This is a genomic window from Micromonospora sp. CNZ303, assembly GCF_004345505.1.
Map to the genome: position 1 here is coordinate 121,443 of NZ_SLVT01000015.1, position 25,071 is coordinate 146,513.

The 25,071-nt window shown below is 75.4% G+C and carries 21 protein-coding genes; 13 read left to right on the forward strand and 8 right to left on the reverse strand.

Annotated features, from left to right (window positions below; all coding sequences use genetic code 11):
* Window positions 1–21: 21 nt before the first annotated feature.
* The 3 genes from EV374_RS22715 to EV374_RS22725 all read right to left on the reverse strand — a co-directional run bounded on the left by EV374_RS22715 (window position 22) and on the right by EV374_RS22725 (window position 2,617).
* Window positions 22–624, reverse strand: coding sequence for a TetR/AcrR family transcriptional regulator (locus EV374_RS22715; protein WP_132238580.1), 603 nt, complete (start codon window positions 622–624; stop codon window positions 22–24).
* A 431-nt stretch (window positions 625–1,055) separates the two neighbouring features.
* Window positions 1,056–1,799 carry a metallophosphoesterase family protein gene (locus tag EV374_RS22720; RefSeq protein ID WP_132238582.1) on the reverse strand — a complete coding sequence of 248 codons (744 nt, stop codon included), beginning with the start codon at window positions 1,797–1,799 and terminating at the stop codon, window positions 1,056–1,058.
* Window positions 1,800–1,939: 140 nt separating this feature from the next.
* Window positions 1,940–2,617: a Crp/Fnr family transcriptional regulator gene (locus tag EV374_RS22725; protein ID WP_089003062.1), complete on the reverse strand. Its 678-nt coding sequence runs from the start codon at window positions 2,615–2,617 to the stop codon at window positions 1,940–1,942.
* Between the two features lie 218 nt (window positions 2,618–2,835).
* On the opposite strand from EV374_RS22725, the gene EV374_RS22730 reads away from it, so the two are divergent.
* The 6 genes from EV374_RS22730 to EV374_RS22755 all read left to right on the forward strand — a co-directional run bounded on the left by EV374_RS22730 (window position 2,836) and on the right by EV374_RS22755 (window position 8,241).
* The gene (locus EV374_RS22730) at window positions 2,836–3,498 is read left to right on the forward strand and encodes an adenosylcobinamide amidohydrolase (RefSeq protein WP_132238584.1); all 663 of its coding nucleotides are present in this window, start codon (window positions 2,836–2,838) and stop codon (window positions 3,496–3,498) included.
* Window positions 3,499–3,554: 56 nt separating this feature from the next.
* On the forward strand, window positions 3,555–4,718 hold the full coding sequence (locus EV374_RS22735; protein WP_132238586.1) for a CapA family protein: 1,164 nt from the start codon (window positions 3,555–3,557) through the stop codon (window positions 4,716–4,718).
* A 61-nt stretch (window positions 4,719–4,779) separates the two neighbouring features.
* Window positions 4,780–5,568, forward strand: a complete 789-nt coding sequence (gene nth / locus EV374_RS22740) for an endonuclease III (protein ID WP_132238588.1) — start codon at window positions 4,780–4,782, stop codon at window positions 5,566–5,568.
* 44 nt (window positions 5,569–5,612) lie between these two features.
* Window positions 5,613–6,236: a TlpA disulfide reductase family protein gene (locus tag EV374_RS22745; protein ID WP_132238684.1), complete on the forward strand. Its 624-nt coding sequence runs from the start codon at window positions 5,613–5,615 to the stop codon at window positions 6,234–6,236.
* A 70-nt stretch (window positions 6,237–6,306) separates the two neighbouring features.
* The gene (locus tag EV374_RS22750) at window positions 6,307–6,999 is read left to right on the forward strand and encodes an NUDIX hydrolase (protein ID WP_132238590.1); all 693 of its coding nucleotides are present in this window, start codon (window positions 6,307–6,309) and stop codon (window positions 6,997–6,999) included.
* Window positions 7,000–7,062: 63 nt separating this feature from the next.
* Complete coding sequence (locus tag EV374_RS22755) at window positions 7,063–8,241, forward strand: MarP family serine protease (protein WP_132238592.1); 1,179 nt, start codon at window positions 7,063–7,065, stop codon at window positions 8,239–8,241.
* Window positions 8,242–8,245: 4 nt separating this feature from the next.
* Here the strand turns inward: EV374_RS22755 and EV374_RS22760 are convergent, their stop codons facing one another.
* The 3 genes from EV374_RS22760 to eccCa all read right to left on the reverse strand — a co-directional run bounded on the left by EV374_RS22760 (window position 8,246) and on the right by eccCa (window position 14,593).
* Window positions 8,246–9,019, reverse strand: a complete 774-nt coding sequence (locus tag EV374_RS22760) for a phosphatase PAP2 family protein (protein ID WP_132238594.1) — start codon at window positions 9,017–9,019, stop codon at window positions 8,246–8,248.
* A 124-nt stretch (window positions 9,020–9,143) separates the two neighbouring features.
* Window positions 9,144–10,550, reverse strand: coding sequence for a type VII secretion-associated serine protease mycosin (gene mycP, locus EV374_RS22765; protein WP_132238596.1), 1,407 nt, complete (start codon window positions 10,548–10,550; stop codon window positions 9,144–9,146).
* Window positions 10,551–10,624: 74 nt separating this feature from the next.
* Window positions 10,625–14,593 (reverse strand): type VII secretion protein EccCa, encoded by a 3,969-nt coding sequence (eccCa, locus tag EV374_RS22770; protein WP_132238598.1) that lies wholly within the window; start codon window positions 14,591–14,593, stop codon window positions 10,625–10,627.
* Between the two features lie 101 nt (window positions 14,594–14,694).
* Between eccCa and eccD the strand changes: the two genes are divergently transcribed.
* Entirely contained in the window at window positions 14,695–16,095 is a 1,401-nt protein-coding gene (eccD, locus tag EV374_RS22775; RefSeq protein WP_132238600.1) for a type VII secretion integral membrane protein EccD, read from the forward strand.
* 34 nt (window positions 16,096–16,129) lie between these two features.
* On the opposite strand, the gene EV374_RS22780 is transcribed toward eccD, so the two are convergent.
* The gene (locus EV374_RS22780) at window positions 16,130–16,636 is read right to left on the reverse strand and encodes an inorganic diphosphatase (RefSeq protein ID WP_101413075.1); all 507 of its coding nucleotides are present in this window, start codon (window positions 16,634–16,636) and stop codon (window positions 16,130–16,132) included.
* A gap of 528 nt (window positions 16,637–17,164) precedes the next feature.
* On the opposite strand from EV374_RS22780, the gene dacB reads away from it, so the two are divergent.
* The 4 genes from dacB to EV374_RS22800 all read left to right on the forward strand — a co-directional run bounded on the left by dacB (window position 17,165) and on the right by EV374_RS22800 (window position 22,615).
* Window positions 17,165–18,613, forward strand: a complete 1,449-nt coding sequence (gene dacB, locus EV374_RS22785) for a D-alanyl-D-alanine carboxypeptidase/D-alanyl-D-alanine endopeptidase (protein WP_486485901.1) — start codon at window positions 17,165–17,167, stop codon at window positions 18,611–18,613.
* Window positions 18,614–18,797: 184 nt separating this feature from the next.
* The gene (locus EV374_RS22790) at window positions 18,798–19,868 is read left to right on the forward strand and encodes a zinc-dependent metalloprotease (RefSeq protein ID WP_132238604.1); all 1,071 of its coding nucleotides are present in this window, start codon (window positions 18,798–18,800) and stop codon (window positions 19,866–19,868) included.
* A 10-nt stretch (window positions 19,869–19,878) separates the two neighbouring features.
* Window positions 19,879–20,871: a tRNA lysidine(34) synthetase TilS gene (gene tilS, locus EV374_RS22795; protein ID WP_132238606.1), complete on the forward strand. Its 993-nt coding sequence runs from the start codon at window positions 19,879–19,881 to the stop codon at window positions 20,869–20,871.
* Between the two features lie 103 nt (window positions 20,872–20,974).
* Window positions 20,975–22,615: a gamma-glutamyltransferase family protein gene (locus EV374_RS22800; protein ID WP_132238608.1), complete on the forward strand. Its 1,641-nt coding sequence runs from the start codon at window positions 20,975–20,977 to the stop codon at window positions 22,613–22,615.
* A 60-nt stretch (window positions 22,616–22,675) separates the two neighbouring features.
* Here EV374_RS22800 and EV374_RS22805 read toward each other — a convergent pair whose 3' ends face one another.
* Window positions 22,676–23,632, reverse strand: coding sequence for a GlxA family transcriptional regulator (locus tag EV374_RS22805; protein ID WP_132238610.1), 957 nt, complete (start codon window positions 23,630–23,632; stop codon window positions 22,676–22,678).
* Window positions 23,633–23,782: 150 nt separating this feature from the next.
* Here EV374_RS22805 and EV374_RS32725 point away from each other — a divergent pair, with 150 nt between their 5' ends.
* Window positions 23,783–23,920, forward strand: a complete 138-nt coding sequence (locus EV374_RS32725; protein ID WP_165947878.1) for a hypothetical protein — start codon at window positions 23,783–23,785, stop codon at window positions 23,918–23,920.
* A 102-nt stretch (window positions 23,921–24,022) separates the two neighbouring features.
* Window positions 24,023–24,598 (forward strand): hypoxanthine phosphoribosyltransferase, encoded by a 576-nt coding sequence (gene hpt, locus EV374_RS22810; protein ID WP_121401602.1) that lies wholly within the window; start codon window positions 24,023–24,025, stop codon window positions 24,596–24,598.
* The last annotated feature ends 473 nt before the right edge of the window (window positions 24,599–25,071 follow it).

Genomic DNA, 25,071 nt, shown 5'->3' on the forward strand with positions numbered 1-25,071 from the left:
CGGGCGGCCAGGACGGGCCGGTCAGGGGGTGAGCAGGGTGGCGAGCTGGCGCTTCCAGGTGTGCAGCAGGGCGGCGCGGCGGGACGAGTCGTCGTTGAGCAGGTTGGCCACGCCGAGCCCGCGGAGCAGGTCGAGGGTCGCCTGCACCGCCTCGCGTACGCCCGGACGGCGTTCGTCCACGTCGAGCAGCGCGACGGTGAGCCGGTGCATCTCGCGGCCGACCCGGGCCTCCAGCGGCACCAGGGCCTCGCGCAGCTCCCGGTCGGTGCGCGCGGCGACCCACAGTTCGAGGGCGGCGACGAAGAGCGGGCCGGTGAAGGCCGCGCCGAGCAGGTCGATCACCCGGTCGAGCCGCTGCGGGCCGGGCGGCAGCGCCTCGGCCTCGGTGCGCAGTTCCTCCGCCCGCCGCTCCGCGAGGTGGGCGACGGCGGCCGTGACCAGCGCGGCCTTGGTGGGGTAGTGGTGCAGCTGGGCGCCGCGCGAGACGCCGGCCCGGGCCGCGACGACGGTGGTGGTGGTGCCGGACCAGCCGTGCTCGACCAGGCACTCGACGGTCGCCTCCAGCAGCCGCGCCTGGGTGGCGCGGCTGCGTTCCTGCTGAGGGACGCGGGTCGATGCGGGCACGGGGACAGCCTGCCGCGCGAAAAACAAACAGTCAAGACTGACTTTTTCTGGGATGGGCGACTCGATTGCGTGCCCCGCCGGTGCCGGTGCCGGTACCCACAGGGTCGTCATCCCCGCCACCAGCCACCAGCCACCAGCGACCAGCGACCAGCGGTCAGCGGTCAGCGGTCAGCGGGCCGGGTTGGCGGGCCGGGCGGCGGATGACCTACGGGTCCCTGTCGAGCTGATGTCGTGGGCGACTCACGCCCGACCGCGCCTCCCGAGGCGACCGCGGAGACGCGACGCAGGATGCCGCTGATGTCGTAGACGATTCAGTTCGACAGGGCGGTGGCGGCCCCTTCCGCCAGCCGCCCTCCGCGTTTCGTCCCGTCGCCCTGCGCGTCCCTCATTTCGTCGGCCTGCCGTCCTGCGCCTTCCTTGTCCCGTCGTGCTCAGCGGCCGTCGCGCGGGGCGAAGACCGCGAGGGCCGCGGCGTCGCTGTGTCGGGAGCGCAGGTACTCGTCCGCCCAGTCGGCGGCGTCGGGAAAGCCCGACTCGGCCGCCACCCGGGCACAGGCGGCGTCCACGTCGAAGGGGGTACGCCGCAGGTCCACGCCGGGCCCGAGCAGCGCCCAGAAGGCGCCGGGGCCGCCGTAGGGCATCCCGATGCTGCCCGGGTTGACGATCAGCCGGCGGTCGGCCAGCCGGGTGAACGGCATGTGGGTGTGCCCGCAGACCACCGTTCCCACCTCGGCGGGGACGTCGGCGAGCACCTCCGCCCAGCGTTCCATCCGGGAGTCGACGAGCACGACCTCCTCGTCGTCGCGGGGGGTGGCGTGGCAGAACAGCACCGGACCGAGGCCGGCGACCTCCAGGGTGACCGTCAGCGGCAGCGCCGCCAACCGGGCTACCTGGTCGTCGCGGAGCTGCTTTGCCGCCCAGTTGGAGACGTCGACCGGGGACGGGCGGCCGGCCCGCGCCTCCACCAGCTCGCGGTCCGCGTTGCCCCGGACCCAGCAGACCCGGTCACCCAGGCCGGCGAGAACGTCCAGCACCTCGACCGGCTGCGGGCCGGCCGCGATGTCGCCGGTGAGCACGATCAGGTCGGCGGCGGCGACGTCCGGCTCGGCCAGCACGGCCTCCAGCGCCGGCAGCGCACCGTGGATGTCGGAGAGAACGGCGACCCGGTTCAGCATCGCTCCAGACTGCGGGAGGGGTCGGGCGCAGGTCCAGGAATTCTGCGCCCGGCAGACGGAGAGACGGAACCGGCCCGGACCGACGAGGCGGTCCGGGCCGGGTGCGTTCCGGCAGCCGTGGACGGGCCACGGCCGGGAGGTCAGACGCGGGCGCGGCGGGCCAGGCGCTCCGGGTCGAGGATGATGATGCTCTTGCCGTCCAGGCGCAGCCACCCACGCGAGGCGAAGTCGGCCAGCGCCTTGTTGACGGTCTCCCGGGAGGCGCCGACGAGCTGGGCGATCTCCTCCTGGGTGAGGTCGTGGGTCACCCGCAGCACGCCGCCGTCGCGGGTGCCGAAGCGGCCGGCCATCTGGAGCAGGTTCTTGGCGACGCGGCCCGGCACGTCCGTGAAGATCAGGTCGGCCAGCGAGTCGTTCGTCCGCCGCAGCCGGCGGGCGAGCACGCGGAGCAGCTGCTCGGCGATCTCCGGCCGGTTGTTCAGCCACGGGCGCAGGGCCTGCTTGCGCAGCCGCACCAGCCGGGTGTCGGTCACCGCCGTGGCGGTCGCCGTGCGGGGGCCGGGGTCGAAGAGCGACAGCTCGCCCACCATGTCCGACGGGCCCATCACCGCGATCAGGTTCTGCCGGCCGTCGGCAGCCCGCCGACCGACCTTGATCTTGCCGGACAGCAGGATGTAGAGACTGTCGCCGGGCTCGCCCTCGTTGAAGACGATCTCGCCCTTACGGACCTCGAGCGTCTCCATCTCCTTGGCGAGCGCCTCGGCAGCCTCCGGGTCGACGCCCTGGAAGATCCCGCTGCGGGCCAGTACCTCGTCCATCGCCGCACCTCCGCCTGCGCGTGCCGCCCGTCGGCCGGGTCCGCCGTCCGCTGATCCCTCGCGCGTCGCCAGTCTAGGCGCACGTGAGCAGCAATCAGAGGTGCACCCCTGGAAACTTGATCGTTGGGCGTAACCTGCCCGGCCTGATCAAGCAGTAAAATCGCGCGCCCGTCCGGCCGCCCATCCCGCCCCTGACACCCGGGTCGTAGGGTCACCACGTGCTGAGTGAACCCGTGCTGACCGCTCGCCAGGAGGACGGTCGGGACGTCCCGCTGCTGTTCTGGCGCGCCGACCGCCCACTGCGCGCGGTCAGTTCCGCGCCGCTGGGCGGCGGGATCGGCGTCCGGCACTGGGTCGTCAACGCGACCGTGCCCATGTCGTACGACCGGGACGACCCCGCCGACCACCTGGCCGAACTGGCCGACCGGCTCGACCTCGGCGGGCCCGGGGTGGGCCTGCTGACCGGGGTGGACGTCGCCGAGGTGGTCGCCCGGACGGACACCGGCGTGCGGGCCTGGGCGACGGTCGGCCTGGGCACCCCGGTCCGGGCGGCGGAGCCCGCCCCGGCGGCGCTGGCCCAGCGGGTCGGCACCGTCAACATCGTGGTGTACGTCCCGGCCCGGCTCGGCGACGCCGCCCTCGTCAACGCGGTGGCCACCGCCACCGAGGCGAAGGCGCAGGCGATCGCGGAACTGGGTGTGCCGGGCACCGGCACCCCGACGGACGCGGTCACCGTGCTCTGCCCGGTCGACGGCCCCGAGTCGGCGTACGGCGGACCGCGCTCCACCTGGGGCGCCCCGCTGGCCCGGGCCGTGCACGCCGCCGTGACGGCCGGCGGGGCGGGCACCGTGGTCCCGTGGTCGGACCGACTGGCGGGCTGAGACTCCGTCCGATCGGCCCTCGTTTCGGCGTTGCCCACCCGATAAGGTCGCGCTCGATGTACGCTGCCGCCTCCTCTCCGCGTCGCCGGGCCGCACTCGCCCTCGGCGGACTGCTCACCGTCCTGCTCACCGCCGGCTGCGGGGGTCCCGGGTCCGGGTCCGACGCGGTCTGGCAGCCCGGCGCGGGCGGCGGCGACACCGGCGCCCCGGTCCGCTCCGGCAAGCCCACGAGCACCACACCGCCCGCCGAGCAGGCGATCTCGCTCTCGGCGACCGGCGACATCATCATGGGCAACGCGCCGAACCGGCTGCCCCCCAACGGCGGGAAGGGCTTCTTCGACTCGGTCGAGAAGGCGCTCGCCGCCGACCTGGTGATGGGCAACCTGGAGGAGCCGCTCACCGTCGACACCGGCACCGGCAAGTGCGGCCCGAACTCGACCCGCTGCTTCCAGTTCCGGGCCCCGCCGGAGTACGCCGCGCACCTGCGCGACGCGGGCTTCGACCTGCTCAACCAGGCCAACAACCACGGCTACGACTTCGGGCCGAAGGGCTACGAGAACACCCAGAAGGCGCTGGAGAAGTACGACCTCGCGCACACCGGGGCGCCCGACCAGATCACCGTGGTCGACGTCAAGGGGGTCAAGGTGGCGGTCGCCGGCTTCTCGTCGTACGTCTGGTCGAACAGCCTCACCGACATCGCCGCCGCGAAGAAGGTGATCACCAAGGCGGCCGGCATGGCCGACATCGTGGTGGTGCAGGTGCACATGGGCGGCGAGGGCTCCGAGAAGACGCGGGTGCGGCCCGGCACCGAGATGTTCCTCGGCGAGAACCGGGGCGACCCGGTCAAGTTCTCGAAGGCGATGATCGACGCCGGGGCGGACCTGATCGTCGGGCACGGCCCGCACGTGCTGCGCGGCATGGAGTTCTACAAGGGCCGGCTGATCGCGTACAGCCTGGGCAACTTCGCCGGCGGGGGCAACTCGCTGAGCAACGCCGGCCGGCTCGGCTGGGGCGGGGTGCTCAAGGTCTCGCTGAAGCCGGACGGGAGCTGGGCCGGTGGCTCGTTCGTCTCGACGTACATGAACTCCATCGGCAAGCCGACCATGGACAAGGACGACCGCGGGCTGGGCCTGATGAAGCAGCTCACCAAGAGCGATTTCCCGGAGACCGGGGCCGACTTCGACGACTCGGGCGCGATCAGCGCGCCGCAGGGCGGCTGACCGGGGCGGCACGGCGCGTGGACCCGGCCGACCGTCGGCCGGGCGACGTAGGCTGGCCGGCGTGACCACGAGTTCCTCCGGCTTCACCGAGACCGACCTCGGGCGCACCCGTCGCGCCCGCCGGATCGGCCGGGCGCTGACCGACACCCACCCCGACGCGCACTGTGAACTGGACCACTCCAACGCCCTGGAGCTGGCCGTCGCGACGATCCTCTCCGCGCAGTGCACGGACAAGAAGGTCAACGAGGTCACCCCGAAGCTCTTCGCCCGCTACCCGAGCGCGGCCGACTACGCGGGGGCGGACCGGGCGGAGCTGGAGGAGCTGATCCGGCCCACCGGCTTCTACCGCAACAAGACCGACTCGCTGATCAAGCTCGGCCAGGCCCTCGTGGAGCGGTACGACGGCCGGGTCCCCGGCAAGCTCGCCGACCTGGTGACGCTGCCCGGCATCGGCCGCAAGACCGCCAACGTCATCCTCGGCAACGCCTTCGACGTCCCCGGGATCACCGTCGACACCCACTTCCAGCGGCTGGTCCAGCGCTGGCGGCTGACCGCCGAGACCGACCCCGTCAAGATCGAGCACGCGATCGGGGCGCTCTTCCCCAAGCGCGACTGGACCATGCTGTCGCACCGGATCATCTTCCACGGCCGGCGGGTCTGCCACGCCCGCAAGCCGGCCTGCGGGGCGTGCACGCTGACGAAGCTGTGCCCGTCGTACGGCACCGGCCCGACCGAGCCGGCGGCGGCCGCGAAGCTGCTCAAGGGCCCCCGGGCCCGGGACCTGGCGCTGGCGGCCGGGGTCGACCCGGAACTGGTGCCGGTCCAGGCCGTCGTGGCGGAGGCACCGTGAGCGCGAGGAGTGAGCCGGTGTTGCGAGCCCCGCAGTCGCGACCGGTGAACCGCCGGCTCGTGGCCCTGCTCGTACCCGTGCTGCTGGCCGTCGCGGGGTGCACCGCCGGCACCGAGGAGAAGGACCCGGGCCCCACCGACCGGCAGAAGGCCGCCGCCGGCCGGCCGTCGCCCTTCCAGGACTGCTCCGCCCTCGGTACGCCGCCCGCGTCCGCCGCACCCGCCGCCCCGTCCGGGGGCGGGGGCCAGGCGCTGCCCGAGCTGACCCTGAACTGCTTCACGGGCGGAGCCCCGGTCGCCCTGCGCGACCTGCGTGGCCCGGCGGTGATCAACGTCTGGGCCTCCTGGTGCCCGCCCTGCCGCAAGGAGCTGCCCGCCTTCCAGCGGCTCAGCCAGCGGGCCGACGGCCAGCTCCAGGTGGTCGGGGTCAACAACCAGGACGGCCGCGAGGCGGCCCAGGCCATCGGCGAGGACTTCGGCGTCCGCTTCCCGGTGCTGGTCGACCAGGGTGAGCGCCTGAAGCGGGAACTGAACCGCAAGGCCATCCCCCTGACCGTCTTCGTCGACGGGCAGGGCCGCATCCGGCACGTCGACTCCAGTGGCGCCCTCGACGACGCCCGGCTGGCGGACCTGGTCAGCCGGCACCTCGGCGTGACGGTGCCGGCATGAGCCGCCCGCCACGCGCGACGGGGCGCGGAGGTGCGGGCACGGGCCACCGGCGGGGCGCGGGGGTGTGGGCGTGAGCCGGCGTCCGCCGGGCTGGTTCGACCCGCTGCTGACCCGGCTCGGCAGCGCGCGCAGCGAGGACTTCACCCGGCTGGTCACTCCGGAGAGCGGGGGGCGGGAGAGCGCGGTGCTGGTGCTGCTCGGCGAGGAGCCCGGCGCCGGCCCGGACGTGCTGGTCCTCCAGCGGGCGGCCACCCTGCGCAACCACGCCGGCCAGCCCGCCTTCCCCGGTGGCGCGGCCGACCCGGAGGACGCCGACGCCCGGGCGACCGCGCTGCGCGAGGCGAACGAGGAGGTCGGCCTCGATCCGACCAGCGTCACCGTCCTGGCCGAGCTGCCGAAGCTCTGGATCCCGGTCAGCGACTTCGTGGTCACCCCGGTGCTCGCCTGGTGGCACGCGCCGCACCCGGTGCACCCCCGGGAGCCGGCCGAGGTGGCGCACGTGGCCCGGCTGCCGGTCGCCGAGCTGGTCGACCCGGCGAACCGGATGCGGGTCCGCCACCCGAGCGGCTGGATCGGCCCGGCCTTCTCGGCGCGCGGGATGCTGGTCTGGGGCTTCACCGGCGGGGTGCTGGCCGCCCTGCTGGACATGGGCGGCTGGTCCCGGCCGTGGCCCCGCGACCGGGTCGTGGACCTGCCGCCGACCGGGGCCACCCCGGCGCCCTCGGCCGGCACCGACGCGGTCGACGAGACCCCGGTGCGCTGACCGGACGGTCACCTTCCGCAAGCGATGGTCATCTCGCGAGCCCGGTGCCCGTACGCTTGACGCGTGTCCGCCGTGGATCTCGTACTGCTGCTGCTCATGCTCGTGTTCGCGATCAGCGGATACCGCCAGGGCTTCGTCATCGGGGTGCTGTCGTTCTCCGGCTTCTTCCTGGGCGCGCTGGTGGGCCTCCAGCTGGGGCCGCTGCTGGCCCAGCAGTTCGTCGACAGCGGCACCCGGGTGCTGATCTCCCTGGTGGCGATCTTCGGGTTGGCGGTGGTCGGCCAGGCGCTCGCCGGCTGGGTCGGTTCGCACCTGCGCAAGACGATCACCAGTGACGTCGCCAAGCGGGTCGACGACGTCGGCGGGGCGTTCGTCTCGCTCTTCGCCGTGCTGCTGGTCGCCTGGCTCGTCGCGGTGCCGCTCGGCTCGTCGTCGCTGCCCTGGCTGGCCTCGTCGGTGCGCAACAGCGCGCTGCTCACGGTGGTCGACCGGGTCCTGCCCGACCAGGCGCAGCAGCTCTCCACGGCGCTGCGGGACACCGTCGACACCAACGGCTTCCCCGACGTCTTCGGCGACCTGGCACCCACCCGCGCCCGTCAGGTGTCCCCGCCGGACCCGGCGCTCGCGGGCTCCCAGGTAGTGGTCAACAGCCAGCGTTCGGTGGTCAAGGTGCTGGGCTCCGCCCCGAGCTGCTCGCGCCGGATCGAGGGCTCCGGCTTCGTCTACGCCGACGACCGGGTGATGACCAACGCGCACGTCGTCGCCGGGACCCGCTCCACCGTCGTCGAGCTGAACGGCGACCGGTACGACAGCAAGGTGGTCGTCTACGACCCCGACCGGGACCTGGCCGTGCTGCACGTGCCCGGGCTGCCCGGCCCGTCGATGCGGTTCGCCGCCGGCAACGCGGGCACCGGCGCGGACGCGATCGTGCTGGGCTTTCCGCTCGACGGGCCGTACAACGCCCAGTCGGCGCGGATCCGGGACGTCGACCGGATCACCGGGCCGGACATCTACTCCGGCGGCAACGTGACCCGGGAGGTCTACACCATCCGGGCGCTCGTGCAGAGCGGCAACTCGGGCGGCCCGCTGGTCTCCTCGAACGGGCTGGTGCTCGGGGTGATCTTCGCGGCGGCGGCCGACGACCCGAACACCGGCTTCGCGGTGACCGCGGCCGAGGCCCGTCCCGTCGCCCTCGCCGGCGCCGAGCGCACCCGCGCCGTCGGCACCGGCGAGTGCACCTGACCGGTCAGCTCCCCGTACCGGCCGCCGGCCCGTGACCCGTGGGCGGCGCCGGGCGCCCGGGCGGGTCGGCCCGCCAGACGGTGAGGGCGGCGGCGGTCGCGGCCACCACGGCCGCGCCGAGCAGCCAGCCGGCCAGCACGTCGCTGGTCCAGTGCACGCCGAGGGCCACCCGGCTGAACCCGGTCACCAGGGCGAGCAGCAGGGCGGCCGTCCACACCACCCGGCGCCCGGCCGGCCGGGCGTGCGGGAGGAAGACCACCAGCAGCACCCCGGCCGCGAGGGCGGCGTTGAGCGCGTGCCCGGACGGGAAGGCCAGGCCGGGCGCCTCGGCCACCGGGTCCGGCAGGTCCGGCCGGGGTCGGCCGACGAGCAGCTTGAGCAGCGGGCTGAGCAGGCCGCCGACAGTCATGGTGACGGCCACCCAGACCGCCAGCTGCCGGGCGCCCCGGCGGACCAGCCAGAGGACCAGGACGAGGGCGCCGATGCGCAGCGGCATCGGGGCGAACACGTCGGTCCAGAGGGTCATCAGGCGTACCCACGCCGGGTGGTCGGCGGCGTAGCCGACCAGCGTGTCGGTGACCGCCGTGTCCAGCCGGCGCAGCGGGGACCAGTCTCCCAGGACCAGGACGGCCAGCAGCGTGAACGGCGCCGCCACCAGGAACGCGGCAGCCGCGGCGAGGGTCAGCCGCAGGCCCCGGGCGTGGTCCGGGTGCAGGCGACGGTCCCGCCACGAGGAGCGCGGCGGGGCGGCGAGCGTACGCGGGCCGGACGGGCTCATGACAGTGGTCCTACCCGGGACGCGGCCCGGTCAGACCCGTTCGGGGGCGTCCACCCCGGGTCGGTTGCCCGGTCGGGGCGCCGGCGGTTCCTCCCGCGAGAGCGACGACGACCGGGCCGGCCGCTCAGGGCGCCGGCGGGCGACGCCACGTCCCGGTGGTGCGCCGGGGCGAGGCCAGCGGGGTCCACTGGCGGAACCGGCGCACCATCAGCGCCGCCCCGGTCAGCAGGGCGACGAAGAACGCGGCCCCGGTCCACAGCTGCTCCGGCGTAGTCTCCTCCTGCGTGCCCGCCGGCTGCGCCGCCCACCGGGACTGCTGGCGCGGCACCGTGAAGCCGCGCGGGTCACCGCCGACCCCCGCCACGTCGGGTTGCGTCGCCCCCGGGGCCGGGCCGAATCCGACCACGCCCGGCGAGGACTCGTCGTCCAGCGGGTTGCGACCCACGGGGCTCACCTCGGCGTCCAGCGCGGCGACCGGGTTCACCATGCCGTACCCGAAACGGTCGTCCCGGCCGGTGGGGCCGATGTCGCGGGCGGTGGTGAGCAGCCGGTTGACGACGTCGCCGGCGGACATCTCGGGGTAGCGGGCCCGCACCAGGGCGGCGGTGGCGGCGACCAGCGGCGCCGCGAAGCTGGTGCCCTGCACCCGCCAGTAGCCGCCCGGCCGGGCCCCGACCAGGCCGGTCGCGGGGGCGGTGAGCACCGTGGCCCGCCCGGTGATCGAACCCGACCAGAGGTTGTCGCTGTCGCGCTCCGACCCGGCGACCGCGATGACGCCCGGCTCGCGGGCCGGGTACCAGACCTTCGCGTTGGACGAGTTACCCAGGTTGCCGGTGCAGGCGACCACGACGACGTCCCGGACGAAGGCGTAGTCGAGCGCCGCCGCCAGGGCGGGGCTGTCGCCGCTGCCGCCGAGGGACAGGTTGATCACGCGGGCGCCGTTGTCGACGGCCCAGCGCACGCCCTTCGCGACGATCAGGGCGTCGTCGTAGCGGTTCTCGGCGTCGAGGACGCGCACCGGGAGGATCCGGGCGTCCGGCGCCAGGCCGACGGCCCCCCGCGCGTCGTCGTTGCGGCCGGCGATCAGCCCGGCCACGGTGGTGCCGTGGCCGACCGGATCGGGGTCGCCGGCGGCGCCCCGGGGCGCGACCAGGTCGAGGCCGGGCAGCACCTGGCCGGCCAGGTCGGGATGGGCGGCGTCCACGCCGGAGTCGATCACCGCGACGGTGACCCCCCGCCCGGTCGAGCTGCGCCACGCGGTCTTCGCCTGCAACACGTCGAGCTGCCACTGCTCGTCGCGGACCTGGTCGGGGCGGTTCTTGCTGTCGGGCGCCGCGAGCGCCACCGGGACGACCGCGGCCGGCGGGTCGAGGACCGGCCGGGCGGCGGGCTGCGGAGGAGCGGCGTCGGCCGCCGTGACCGGACCCGTGACCGACACGACGGCGGCCGCCAGACCGAGCAACATACGTCCGGCGATCCGCCGAGCCGCTGGCGGACAGCTGTGCCGCACGGTCGTCACATCCTCAGGCATTCATCGCGACGCAAACATGACGATCGGAGATTACCGGTTCCTCGCCGCCTTGCGGGGCGTTCCCGGGACACCGGTCACGGCGGCGGCAGATGGGCCAACTGGACGAGGCGTACGCCCTCGCGCCGGGTGACCAGCCGGCCGCGCCCCGGGGGCAGCGGACCGGGCCGGACCGGGCCGACCAGCGCCCCCTCCTCCGGGCTGCCCGCCATCACCAGCCCCGAGGTGGAGAGCTCCCGCAGGCGCTGCACGAGCGGCTCGTACTGGGCCCGTCCGGCGCCACCCGAGCGGCGGGCGAGCACCAGGTGCAGCCCGACGTCCCGGGCGTGCGGCAGGTGCTCCTCCAGGGCACGCAGCGGGTTGGAGGGCCCGCCGGCGACCAGGTCGTAGTCGTCGACCAGCACGAACAGCTCCGGCCCGGACCACCACGACCGCTGCCGCAGCTGCGCGGGCGTGACGTCGGGACCGGGCACCCGCCCCGCCATGTAGCCGGCGGCGGACTCGACCAGGTCGGTGGTGTGCGCCGCGGCGGAGCCGTAGCCGATCAGGTGCGGCGACGCCGACTCGGTCAGGTCCACCAGGCTGCGGCGGTAGTCGACCAGGATGACCCGGGCCTGCTCCGGGGTGAACCGGGTCATGATCGAGGTGGCCAGCGCGCGCAGGAACGACGACTTGCCGCACTCGGCGTCGCCGAAGACCACGAAGTGCGGCTCGGTGCCGAAGTCCAGCACCACCGGGCGCAGGTCCGCCTCGGCGATCCCCACCGGGATGCGCAGGCCGGTGGCCGCGCCCAGGTCCAGCTCGGCGTACGGGAGCACCGGCGGGAGCAGCCGCACCGGGGGCGCGACCGGACCGGCCCAGCCCCCGGCGGACCGCTTGACCAGATCCGTGGTGTCCCCGCCCGGGGCGGCGAGCTGCGGCAGCGCGGTGAGGAAGTGCAGGCTCTCCGCCGTGACGCCCCGGCCGGGGGTCTTCTCCGGCACGTTCGCCGCCGCCCGGCGGGCCACCAGCGAGTCGGCCGGGTCGCCGAGGCGCAGCTCCAGTCGGGAACCGAAGAGGTCCCGGATCGCCGGCCGGAAGTCCAGCCAACGCACCGCCGTCGCCACCACGTGCACCCCGTACGACAGCCCCCGGGTGGCCAGGTCGGTGATCAGGGGCTCCAGGTCGTCGTACTCGCCGCGCAGGGTGGCCCAGCCGTCCACCACCAGGAACACGTCGCCGAACGGGTCGGCCCCGGGCTGGCCGGTGCCCGCGAGCGCGGCCCGGCGCTGCCGCCAGGCGGCCATCGACTCCACGCCCAGCTCGGCGAAGCGCTGTTCCCGGTCGACCAGCAGGGTCGCGATCTCGCCGACCGTACGCCGGACGGCCGTCGGGTCGGCGCGGCCGGTGACCCCGCCGACGTGCGGCAGGTCGCGCAGCGCGGCCAGCCCGCCGCCGCCGAAGTCGAGGCAGTAGACCTGCACCTCGGCCGGGGTGTGGGTGAGCGCCAGGGCGCAGATCAGCGTGCGCAGCGCGGTCGACTTGCCGCTCTGCGGGCCGCCGACCACCGCGACGTGGCCGGCGGCGCCGTCCAGCGCCAGCCAGAGCGCGTCGCGGCGCTGCTCGAAGGGCCTGTCGACGACCGCGACCGGCACCTGGAGCGCGCCGTGCAGCTCCGGGTTGCCGAAGGTGAGACCGCGCGTCGGGTCCACGCCGACCGGCCCGAGCAGTTCGTCCAGCGCGGGCGCCCGGCCGAGCGGGGGCAGCCAGACCTGGTGGGCGGGCGGCCCCTGCCCGGCGAGTCGGTCGACCATCAGCTCCAGCAGACTCTCCGTGCCGCCCTCGTCGGCCGTCGCGGGCAGGGCGGGCGGCCCGACCGGCTCCGGTCTGGGCACGAGGTGGGTGGAGAAGGCGAGCAGACGCGGGGCCCCGGTGCCGCCCGCGCCGGGCGCCGCACCGCGCCGGCGCAGGGCCCCCGAGACGTACGCGGCCTTGAACCGCACCAGCGGCTCGGTGCCGAAGCGCAGGTAGCCGTGGCCGGGGGAGCGGGGTAGCTCGTGCGCGTCCGGCACCCCGAGCACCGTGCGGGACTCCAGCGCCGAGAAGGTCCGCAGCCCGATCCGGTACGACAGGTGGGTGTCCAGCCCGCGTAGCCGCCCCTCCTCCAGCCGCTGGCTCGCCAGCAGCAGGTGCACGCCGAGCGACCGGCCCAGCCTGCCGATCTGCACGAACAGATCGATGAAGTCGGGCTTGGCCGAGAGCAGCTCGGAGAACTCGTCGCAGATCAGCAGCAGCGACGGCAGCGGGGCGAGCGGGGTGCCGGCGGCGCGGGCCCGCTCGTAGTCGCGCAGGCTCGCGAAGTTGCCGGCCCGGCGCAGCAGCTCCTGGCGGCGGACCAGCTCGCCATTGATGGCGTCGACCATCCGGTCGACCAGCGGCAGCGCGTCGGCCAGGTTGGTGATGACCGCGGCGGTGTGCGGCAGCCGGTCGAACGAGGCGAAGGTCGCGCCGCCCTTGAAGTCGATCAGTACGAAGTTGAGCTGCTCCGAGCTGTGCGTGGCGGCCAGCCCGAGTACCAGCGTGCGCAGCAGCTCGGACTTGCCGGAGCCGGTCGCCCCGATCAGCAGGCCGTGCGGCCCCATCCCGTCCTGCGCCGACTCCTTCAGGTCCAGCTCGATGGCGCCGCCGTCGGTGCCCACCCCGATCGGTACCCGCAGCCGTTCCCGGGCGGACCGGGGCGCCCACCCCTGCTCGGCGGTGAAGCTCTCCGGGTCGCCGAGACCGAGCAGCTCGGGCAGGCCCAGCTCCGCGCCGGGCGGGGCGTCGGGGCCGCGTGCCGCCGTGGCCAGCCGCAGCGGGGCCAGCCGCCGGGCGACGGCCTCCGCGTCGACGAGGTCCAGCCGGTCCGCCGTACCGACCTCGGCGTGCCCGTCGGCGGAGTGGGAGTGCAGCCGGCCCCCGCGCAGCTCCAGCAGCAGCGCGAACCGGTCCAGCAGGCGCGGCGGCGGGGTGTCCAGGTCGATGATCGTGACCGCGTCGATGCCGCCGTCGCCGGTCAGGTCGGTGGCGCCGGTCAGGTCGCCCCCGTCGAGCACCACCACCACGTGCGGGCCGTCGGTGGCCGGGCCGGCGGGGCTGAACCGCGACCGGCTGGCCAGCACCTCGTCCAGCAGCCCCTCCAGCTCGGCCCCCGCGCTGGTGACCAGCCGGACCGGGCCGAGCGCGTCGGTGCGGGTGGGGTGATGGGCGTGCGGCAGCCACTTGACCCACTCCCAGGCGGCCCGCCGTTCCGGCCCGGCGCTGACGGCGACGAGCAGCTCGTCCGGAGCGTGGAAGACCGCGAGCTGGGCGAGCATCGCCCGGGCCAGGGCCTGGGCGGCGGATCCGTCGCCGTCGTCGGCCGGGCCGGCGGCCCGTACGAAGACGCGGGCGAAGCTGCGCAGCGAGAGCGCCACCGGCAGGTCGGGCACCACGGAGTACGCGTCCAGTAACCGGCGCAGCGAGCCGGCGGTCATCGGTTCCAGCTCCTCCAACGGGCGGGTGACCGGGGGAACCAGCGGGGTGGCGAGGGTCTGCGGGCCGACGGCGACCCGGACCACCGCGAAGTCGGGGTCGGTGGGGCGGCGTTCCCAGACCCGGTGGCTGTCGACGGTCGACCAGAGCCGGCCGGGATCCGGGTGCCGGTAGTAGAGCCCGGCGCGCTGCTGCCCGGCGGTCTGCCGGACCCGGCGCCGCAGCACGGTCAGGTGCCGCAGGTAGTCCCGCCGGGCGGCCATCATCTCCGACTTCTTCGGGGTACCGGAGGCGCTGCCCCACGAGGTCACCAGCATGGCCAGCGAGGAGAGCCCGAACATCCCGCCGACCACGTACGAGTAGGCGCCCCCGCCGCGGCCGAACATCATCGCCATCGCCACGGTGCCGCCGAGCATGGGCAGCACCATGAGCAGCTGCTGCCAGCGCCCGCCGGCTACGGCGGGGATCTCCGGCGGCGCGTCCACCGGCAGCTCGCCCACCGGGATCTCCGGCGCCGGTCGGCGGGGCGGCCGCTTGATGACGACAGTGGACACTCGACCTCCTGACAGCGCTCGGTAACCCGAGCCTGGCTCATGGTAGGTAAAGTCCTGTCGTCCGCGCAGCCACCAACCCCGCCGAACATGGAGATCAGTCGATGACGATCGGGCTGGCCCGGGTCACCATCAGCGCCCCCCAGCGGCGGGTCGACGTCGCACTGCCCGAGCAGGTGCCCCTGGCCGAGCTGCTGCCCGAGGTGCTGCGGCACGCCGGCGAGGGGCTCGCCGACGACGGCGAGCGGCACGGCGGCTGGGTGCTGCGGCGCACCGACGGCGCGGTGCTGACCACCGCCCAGGCCCTGCTGCCGCAGGGGGTCCGCGACGGCGAGGTGCTGCACCTGGTGCCGGCCCGCGCGCAGTGGCCCGAGCTGGAGTACGACGACGTGGTCGAGGCGATCGCCGACGGCGCCCGGCGGCGCGGCGGGGCGTGGTCACCCGCCGCCACCCGGGCCGCCGCCCTCGCCGGGGCCGCCGTGCCGCTGGCCGTCGGGCTGCTCGCCGTGACGGCCGGCGGGCCGGCGCACGGGTCGGCCTGGCCGGCCGCCGCCGTGGTGGCGCTCCTGCTCACCCTCGCCGGGGTGGTGGCGTCCCGTGCCCACGCGGACGGGCCGGCCGGCGCGACCCTGGGCGGCTACGCCCTGCCGTACGCGGCGGCGGCGGGCGCCTTGGCGGTCAGCTCCGGCGATCCGGTCGGGCCGGTCCCGGGGCTGCGCTGGGTCGGCGCGCCCGAGCTGCTCGCCGGATCGGTGGCGCTGCTGCTGGTGGCGGTGCTCGGGCTGGTCGGCGTCGCCACCCGGCTGCGGGTCTTCGTGGCGGGCGCCACCGCCGGGTTCGTGGGCGCGCTGGCGGCCCTCGGCGGACTGCTGCTCAGCCCGGCCGGCACGGCGGCGGTCCTGCTCTGCGTGCTGGTCTTCGCCGTGGGGGCGGTGCCGCTGCTGGCCATCCGGCTCGGCAAGGTGCCGCTGCCCCCGATCACCCTGCCCACCGGCGAGCCGGGCGACGCCGACCGGGTCCGCGACCTGCCGGACCGGGACCGGGTCTACGCGGCGGTGGCCCGCACCGAGGAGATGCTCACCGGGATGCTGCTCGGGCACGCCGTGCTGGCGGTTGCCGCCGCGGTGGTGCTGGGCCTCTCCGGCGGGACGGCCGGCCGGCTGCTGGTGGCGGTGGCGGCGGCCGTGCTGCTGCTCCGCTCCCGGCTGTTCGTGTCCCTGCGCCACCGGGTGCCGACCGTCGTCGCCGGCCTCGCCGGGTACGCCGTGCTGGGCGCCGTGCTCGTCGGGCGCTCCGGCCCGACCGGCCGCCTCGCGCTGGTTGTCGGCGGGCTGGCGCTGGCCCTCGTGGCGGTGGTCGCCGGCACCACGTACGCCCGCCGCCCGGTCTCCCCGTACGTCGGCCGGATCGCGGACCTGACCGACACCGCCCTGGTGGTGTCGGTGGTGCCCGTCGCCTGCGCGGTGCTCGACCTGTACGAACGGGCCCGGGGGCTGCTCGGCTGAGCGGCCCCCGGGCCCGTCGGTGGTCTGTGCCGGGTCAGTGCGTGGACTCGCCGCGCGCCTCGGCCTCCTTGGCGCGCCGGTACGATGCCACGATCTCCGCCTCGGCCTCGATCCGCCCCACCCACGTGGCGCCCTCGACCGACTTGCCGGGCTCCAGGTCCTTGTAGACCTCGAAGAAGTGCTGGATCTCCAGCCGGTCGAACTCGCCGAGGTGGTGGATGTCGCGCAGGTGCTCCTGGCGCGGGTCCTCGTAGGGCACGCAGAGGACCTTGTCGTCGCCGCCCTTCTCGTCCGTCATCCGGAACATGCCGATGGTGCGGCACCGGATCAGGCAGCCCGGGAAGGTGGGCTCGGGGACCAGCACGAGCGCGTCCAGCGGGTCGCCGTCCTCGCCCAGTGTCCCCTCGATGAAGCCGTAGTCGGCCGGGTACTGCGTGGAGGTGAAGAGGGTACGGTCCAGCCGGATCCGGCCGGTCGCGTGGTCGACCTCGTACTTGTTGCGGTGACCCTTGGGGATCTCAACCGTCACGTCGAAATCCATCTGCACGCTCCCTCGTTTGCCCACGCTGGCCAACGGAAACCAGCGGCACGCCGCTCCCGCACGGGTGAATGCCCACCCGCGGGCTCCGGCCGCCGCATAGTGTTCGGACCGAAGTAGTGTCACCCAAGCAGATTTTCACGGGGCGAGGAGGGGGCCGTGGGGAGGGAAGATTCACACTACCGTCCGGAAGCCGACGCTGGACGGGGTACCGCAGGATCTGCTTCCGGCGGGGCGACCGGGCGGTTCCCGGTGCCCGACGCCCACCTTCCCCACCCGCCCGCGTCCCCGGGCGAGCCTGCCCTGACGCCGGTCCCGCCCCCGGGCAACGACGCCCCGACCGGTGCCGCCGCCGCGACCGGTCCGGGCGGCCCGACGGGTCCGACCGGCCCGGCTCCCTCGTCGGGCACGACCGACCTCTGGGCCGCCGCCGCGAACCGACCCGCCGGCGGTCCATCCGGCCCTGGCGGCCCGGACGATCCCGCCGCGTCGCCCGCGTCGCCCGCGTCGGCCTCCCGCCGCCGCCGGGCCCTGCCCGTCGTGCTGGCCGCGGTGCTCGTGCTGGTGCTGGCCGCCGTCGGGATCGCCGTGGTCCGTCCGGGACCGGTGGCGGACTGGCTGGGCACCGAGCCCGCCGACCGGGGGGCCGCCGAGACGGCGGCGGAACCGGCGCCCGTGGCGGTGCTGGCCGGCGCGGACGCGAACGCCCCGATGCCCACCCCCGAGGGCGTACGCGCCGCGCTCGCCCCGCTCGTCGGCGTGCCCGCCCTCGGCGACCGGGTCCACGTCTCGGTGGCCGACGTGACCACCGGCCAGCCGCTCTTCGGCCGGGGCGAGGACGACGGCACGGTGCCCGCCTCGGTGACCAAGCTGGTCACCGGGGTCACGGTGCTCGCCGCGCGCGGTCCGGCGTACCGCATCCCGACCCGGGCGGTGGCCGGCGCGACCCCGGGCGAGGTGGTGATCGTCGGCGGCGGGGACCCCACGCTGGCGGTCGACAAGAACGGCTTCTACCCGGGCGCGGCCCGGCTGGACGACCTCGCCGGCCAGGTGCGTGACGCCCTCGGCGGCACGAAGCCGACGAAGGTGACGGTCGACTCGTCGCTCTACTCGGGTCCGCTCTTCGAGCCGGGCTGGGACGACGACATCCCCACCGGCGGCTACGGCGGGGCGATCACGGCGCTGATGACCGACGGGGCCCGCAGCGACGTGAGCCGCGCGAAGAAGGACGAGGCGGCCGGCAACCACTGGGCCGAGCGGGTGTCCCAGCCCGACCTCGCGGCCGGCAGGGCCTTCGCCAGGCTGCTCGGCGTGCCGGCCGGCGCGGTCGCCCGCGGCGCCGCCCCCGCCGGCTCCACCCCCGCTGCCGACGCGGGCAGCACCCCCGCAGCCGCCCCGGGACCCGGCGCGGAGCTGGGCAGGGTGGAGTCGCTGCCGATGGTCCGGCTGGTCGACATCATGATCAGCGACAGCGACAACATCGTCGCCGAGGCGCTGGCCCGGCAGGTCGCGTTGGCCCGCAACCAGCCCGCCTCGTTCGCCGGCGCCGGGGCGGCGATGGACGCCGTGGCCGGGGAGCTCGGCCTGCCGGCCGACGAGCTCACCCTCGCCGACGGCAGTGGCCTGTCGCGCAGCAACCGCATCAGCCCCTCGCTGCTCACCGACCTGATCGCGCTCGCCGGCGACGGCAGCCGCCCCGAGCTGGCCGCGATCTTCGGCGGCCTGCCCGTCGCCGACTGGTCCGGCACCCTCGCCGACCGGTACGAGACGGCGGCGACGAAGGCCGGTGCCGGGGTGGTCCGGGCCAAGACGGGGACGTTGACCAAGGTGCACGCCGTCGCCGGCCTGGTCAGCACGGCCGACGGTCGGCTGCTCACCTTCGCCGTCCTCACCGACGCGGTGCCGCCCGACGGGCTGACGGCCGCCCGGGGGGCGCTGGACCGGATCGGCGCCGCCCTGGCCGGCTGCGGCTGCCGCTGACCGCCGCCGTTCGGGACGAGCGACGCGCGCCCGGCCTGGGAAGGACCGGCGGCGTGCGCCGGCCTGGACGGGACCGGCGTCACGCGGTGCCGGGCCCGGGCGGGGACCGCGTCGGGCGGGACGGGCGTCGATCGCCGGGCGCGAGCCCGGGCCGGGGTGTCGCGGCGCGGGTACGGTGGGGTGCATGGCGCAGTTCGTGGACTGGGATCTGGCCGCCGCGACCGCGGGGGCGCTGAGCAAGTCGGGCCCCCGGGTTTCGTACACCGAGGCCACCGACGTGGTCAGTGACCTGCGGCGGTTGACCGACGAGGCGGCGGGGCACGTCGCGGACTACACGGGCCTCCGCTCGCAGGTGTCGCACCCGCCCGTGCGGGTGGTGGACCGGCGGGACTGGGCGGCGACCAACATCGCCGGGCTGCGCGAGGTGATCACCCCCCTGGTCGGCCGGCTCACCAAGGACAAGCAGCCGGGCGCGCTGACCGAGGCGATCGGCTCCCGGGTCACCGGCGTGCAGGCCGGCACCGTGCTGGCCTACCTCTCGGGCCGGGTCCTCGGCCAGTACGAGGTCTTCTCCGCCGACCCGGGGCAGTTGCTGCTGGTCGCGCCGAACATCGTCGAGGTGGAGCGCAAGCTCGGGGCCGACCCGCGCGACTTCCGGCTCTGGGTCTGCCTGCACGAGGTGACCCACCGCACCCAGTTCACCGCCGTGCCGTGGATGCGGGCGTACTTCCTCAGCGAGGTGCAGGCCTTCGTGGACGCGTCGTCCAGCGGCGGCGAGCACCTGCTGGAGCGGCTGCGCCGGGGCGTCGCCACGCTCTCGGACGCGGTGAAGGACCCGGAGAGCCGCACCAGCGTGCTGGACATCGTCCAGACCCCGGGGCAGCGGGCCGTGCTGGACCGGCTCACCGCGCTGATGACGCTGCTGGAGGGGCACGCCGAGTTCGTCATGGACGGCGTCGGCCCGCAGGTCGTCCCGAGCGTGGATCGGATCCGGGCGGCGTTCAACCGGCGCCGGGAGGCCGGCAACCCGCTGGAGAAGGCCATCCGCCGGCTGCTCGGCATCGAGGTCAAGATGCGCCAGTACGCCGAGGGGCGCAAGTTCGTGCACGGCGTCGTGGACCGGGCCGGCATGGCGGGCTTCAACAAGATCTTCGACTCGCCGCTCACCCTGCCCCGGCTGGAGGAGCTGGGAGACCCGGACGCCTGGGTGGCGCGGGTGCACGGGCCGGTCGGCCCGGCCCCGACCGCCGGCTGACCGTACGCCTGTGGCCGCGCTCGCCCCGCCGGTGGCCGCGATCCGGGTCGCGGTCCGCCGGGCGCTGGCCGACCTGCCTCCCGGAGGGCCGGTGCTGGTCGCCTGCTCGGGCGGCGCGGACTCGCTCGCGCTGGCCGCCGCCACCGCGTTCGTGGCGCCCCGGCTGGGTCGTGCCGCTGGCCTGGTGACGGTCGACCACGGCCTCCAGGAGGGCTCGGCGCGGCGGGCCGCGGCGGTGGTGACCTGGGCCCGCGAGGTCGGCCTGGCCCCGGCCGAGTCGGTGCTGGTGGAGGTGGCCGGGCGCCCGGGCGGGCCCGAGGCGGCTGCCCGGGAGGCGCGCTACCTGGCGCTCGCCGAGGTGGCCGGCCGGCTCGGGGCGACGGCCCTGCTCACCGGGCACACCCGCGACGACCAGGCGGAGACCGTGCTGCTCGCGCTCGCCCGGGGCGCCGGCCCGCGCGGGCTGGCCGGGATGCCCGCCCGACGCGACCTCGACGGGGTGCCGCTGCTGCGCCCGCTGCTCGAGGTCGGCCGGGAGCAGACCCGCACGGCGTGCGCGGTGCTCGGGCTGAACCCCTGGGAGGACCCGCACAACGCCGACCCGTCGTACGCCCGGGCCAGGGTCCGGGCCGACCTGCTGCCCGCCCTGGTCCGCGCGCTCGGGCCGGGGGTGCTGGACAACCTGGCCCGGACCGCCCGACTGGTGGCGGCGGACAACGCCGTCCTCGACAAGCTGGCCGACGCCGCGCTGGCCGACGTCCGCCATCCCGACGGCGGGCTCGCGGTGCGGGCGCTGGCCGAGCTCGCGCCGGCGGTACGCGGCCGGGTGCTGCACGCCTGGGCGCGGGAGTTGGGCGCCCCGCCCGCCGCCCTGTCGCACCGGCACGTGACCGCGCTGGACACGCTGGTGACCGGCTGGCGGGGGCAGGGGGCGGCGCACCTGCCGGGCGGGCTGCGGGTGCTGCGCCGCGACGGCCGGCTCGCCGCCATCGGTCCCCGCTGATCCGCTCCGCCGGACGGTGACCCCGTCGACCCGGTGCCGGTCCGTCGGCCCGGGGCCCGGTTCCGGGGCCGCGGGATCCGCCGGGAGGCGGTAGACATGGCGCATGGCGTACCCCCGACAGCCGCTCTTCGCGCCGCACGGCGCGGTGGCGACGAGCCAGCCGCTGGCCGCGGCGGCCGGCCTGGCCGTGCTGCGACGCGGCGGCAACGCCGTCGACGCGGCCCTCGCCACCGCGATCACCCTGACCGTGGTGCAGCCCCCGTCCAACGACATCGGCGGCGACCTGTTCGCGATCGTCTGGGACGGCGAGCGGCTGCACGGCCTCAACGCCTCCGGCCGGTCCCCGGCGGCCCTGACCCGCGAGCGGGTGCTCGCCGCGACCGGGGGGCGCGGCGCGGCCCCGGTCGACGCCCTGGGCGGCGCGCAGCGGGCCGGGCCGGCGATGCCCGCCAGGGGCTGGCTGCCGGTGACCGTCCCCGGCGCGCCGGCCGGCTGGCGCGACCTGCACGACCGGTTCGGCTCGCTGCCCTTCGCGGATCTCTTCGCCGACGCGATCGGCTACGCCGAGCACGGGCATCCGGTGTCCCCAGGCGTGTCGGGGATCTGGTCGCGCGCGCTCGCCGCGCCCGGCCCGACCGGCGCGGAGTTCGCCGAGTTCGACCGCGTGTTCGCGCCCGGCGGCCGGGCGCCCCGGGCCGGGGAGCGCTGGCGCAACCCGGACGCGGCGCGGACCCTGCGGCTGATCGCCGACACCGGGGCGGAGGACTTCTACCGGGGCGGGATCGCGGCGGCGCTGGCCGCGCACGCGGCCCGCACCGGCGGCCTGATCACCGGCGACGACCTGGCCCGGCACGCCTCGACGTGGGTGACTCCCGTGTCCGCCCGCTACCGGGGCCACGAGGTCTGGGAGCTGCCGCCCAACGGGCAGGGGCTGGCGGCGCTGCTGGCGCTGCACATCCTCGACGGGGTCGACCTCGCCGGGCTGCCGCTCGCCGAGCGGCTGCACCGGCAGATCGAGGCGATGAAGCTCGGCTTCGCCGACGCGCACGCCCACGTCGCGGACCCGGAGCGGGTGCCGGTGCCGACGGAGGCGCTGCTCTCGCCGGCGTACGCGGCGGCCCGCCGCGCGCTGATCACCGAGCGGGCCGGGGAGCCGACGGCCGGCGATCCGGAGCGCGGCGGCACGGTCTATCTCTGCACCGCCGACGCCGGCGGCATGATGGTCAGCCTGATCCAGTCGACCTACCTGGCGTTCGGCTCCCGCGTGGTGCTGCCCGGGCACGGCTTCGCGTTGCAGAACCGGGGGCTGGGGTTCCGCCTCGACCCCGCCCACCCCAACGCGGTGGGGCCGGCGAAGCGGCCCTACCACACGATCATTCCCGGCTTCCTGACCCGGGACGGGCGGCCGGTGGGCCCGTTCGGGGTGATGGGCGGGCACATGCAGCCGCAGGGGCACGTGCAGCTGGTCTCGGCGACCCTGGACGGCGGGCTCGACCCGCAGGCGGCGCTGGACGCGCCGCGCTGGTACTGGCACGCCGGCCGGTCGGTGCTGGTCGAGTCGGAGCTGGTCGCCACCGCCGAGGGCCGCGCCGCGGTCGACGAGCTGCGGGCCCGGGGGCACGAGATCGCCGTCGCGGAGGAGCCGGGGGTCTTCGGGCACGGGCAGGCGATCTGGCGACTGCCCGACGGCGGCTACGCGGTCGGCTCGGAGCCCAGGGTGGGCGGGGGGATGCTCGGCTGGTGACCGGAGCCCCGGGCGTGCCGTCGGTCCCGCTCCCGGTGCCACGGTCCGACGTCGCGGGGCTCAGGCCTCCACGCGTTCGCGGAACGTGGTCCGGTAGGTGTGCGGGGTGGCGCCGACCCGGCGGGCGAAGTGGTGCCGTAGCGCCGCCGAGTCGCCGAAGCCGGCCCGGTCGGCGACGGCCTCGACGCTGAGCCCGGTCTCCTCCAGCAGCCGCCGGGCCAGCAGCACCCGCTGGTTGGTCAGCCAGTCGTGCGGCGTGGTGCCGGTCTCGGCGCGGAACCGCCGGGCGAACGTGCGCGGCGACATCTCCGCCCGCGCGGCCAGCTCGTCGACGGTGACCGGGCGGTCCAGGTGCCCCATCAGCCATTCCAGCACCGGCTCCAGCGTCGGCGCCTCGGGGGTCTCGGGGATGGGCGCCTCGATGTACTGCGCCTGCCCGCCGTCGCGGTGCGGGGGCACCACCATCCGGCGGGCCAGCCGGGTGGCCGTCGCCGAGCCGTGCTCCTGGCGGATCAGGTGCAGGCAGGCGTCGATGCCGGCGGCCGTGCCGGCGCTGGTGAGCAGCCGGCCGTCCTGCACGTAGAGCGAGTTGCAGCGGACCCTGGCGGTCGGGTGGCGGCGTTGCAGCTCGTCGACGTACCGCCAGTGGGTGGTGCACTCCCGGCCGTCGAGCAGGCCGGCCTCGCCCAGCACGAACGCGCCGGAGCAGACACTGAAGACGTACGCCCCCCGGTCGGCGGCGCGGCGCAGCGCGGCGAGCACCGTGCCGGGCACGACGGTGCCGTGGTGGGCCGGGACGGCGACCAGGTCGGCCTCCTCCATCGGGCCGAGGTCGGCGTGCGGGGTCAGGTGGAAGCCCGACGAGGTGCGGACCGGGGCCCCGTCGGGGCTGCACACGTGGAAGCGGTGGTCGGGGAACCCGTCGGCGGTGCGGTCGGTCCCGAAGACCTCGGCGAGGACCCCGAGCTCGAACGTGGCGACCTGGTCCAGGGCGAGGACGGCGACCGATCTGAGCATGTGACGAGGGTAACCGCGCGGTTGGCAGGAAATCGAGGGGGAGTGGCATTCCTGCCACTGTCCGGGTGGCGATGGCCGGCGGAGACTGGTTCCAGTCCGGTGCGCACCGGCGGCGAAAACGACAGCAACCATGCGAAAGCGAGCGCCGCCATGGAGATCCTGCTCTTCCTCTTCTTCTTCGTCCTCCTCGCCCTGGCCTCGGCCGCCGGCCTCACCGCCGACAGCCGGGACTCGGCCGACTGGAAGCCCTCCGACGACGGTCGCCGCTGGCGGTCGCGTACCTGCTGAGGTGGTTCGAGGCCTTCGTCAGGATTCATCCGGGGTGGGACCGCGCCCAGAAGGGGCGGCCCCGCCGACGGAGGCCATCCGGCGTACGGCAGGCTAGGAACCATGGCTGACGGCTCCTGGTACGACGCCGACATCGACCACGTGATCATCTCCGAGGCGCAGATCCGCGAGAAGACCGCGGAACTCGCCAAGCAGGTCTCGGCGGACTACGCCGACGTCGATGACGGGCTCCTGCTGGTCTGCGTCCTGAAGGGCGCGGTGATGTTCATGGCCGACTTCGCCCGGGCGCTGGGTCGCAGCGGGCCGCCCGCCGAGCTGGACTTCATGGCCATCTCCTCCTACGGCCAGGGCACCACCTCCTCCGGCGTGGTCCGCATCCTCAAGGACCTGGACCGGGACATCGCCGGCCGGCACGTGGTCGTGGTCGAGGACATCGTCGACTCCGGCCTGACCCTGTCCTGGCTGCTGCGCTACCTGGAGTCCCGCTCGGCCGCGAGCGTCGAGGTGGTCGCGCTGTTCCGCAAGCCGGACGCGGTCAAGGTGCCGGTGCCGGTGAAGTACGTCGGCTTCGACATCCCGACCGAGTTCGTCGTCGGCTACGGCCTCGACTTCGGCGAGCGCTACCGCGAGCTGCCCTACGTCGGGGTGCTCAAGCCCGAGGTGTACGCCCGGAACTGAGTCCTCGCCGGGCCCGGTCACATCGGCACCGGTCGAGCGGACGTTCAGCGGGCTCTCAGCGATTCGGACTACGGTAGAGGCCGGTGGCGTGGAGGCACCCTCCACGCCCGACCCCTCGAACCGCGGGACCGGGCGGACGGGAGGCCGGGCGCGGAGCTCCCGTCACGCCGGCTGGACCCGGTTCGCCCTACGCGTAATTGTTGGGCTCGCAAGCGCGCTCCACGCGCGCACGATGATCGGATCGTGCGCGATCGCGGGGTTCGCAAGCTCGCTCGGTGCGCGCACAGCTGTTCCCTTTGTGCGCGACTGCGGGGCTCGCAAGCTCACTCCTCGCGTGCACGGTGTACCGTCGAATGACCGCGGCGCGGCAGTTCCGTGCCTCGGGGTCGAGCCGGCCCGCACGGCGGCTACGGCCGCCGCCACAGGGCGGCGACACCATCAGACGGTCAGGACGTCGATCAGGAGGATGCGGG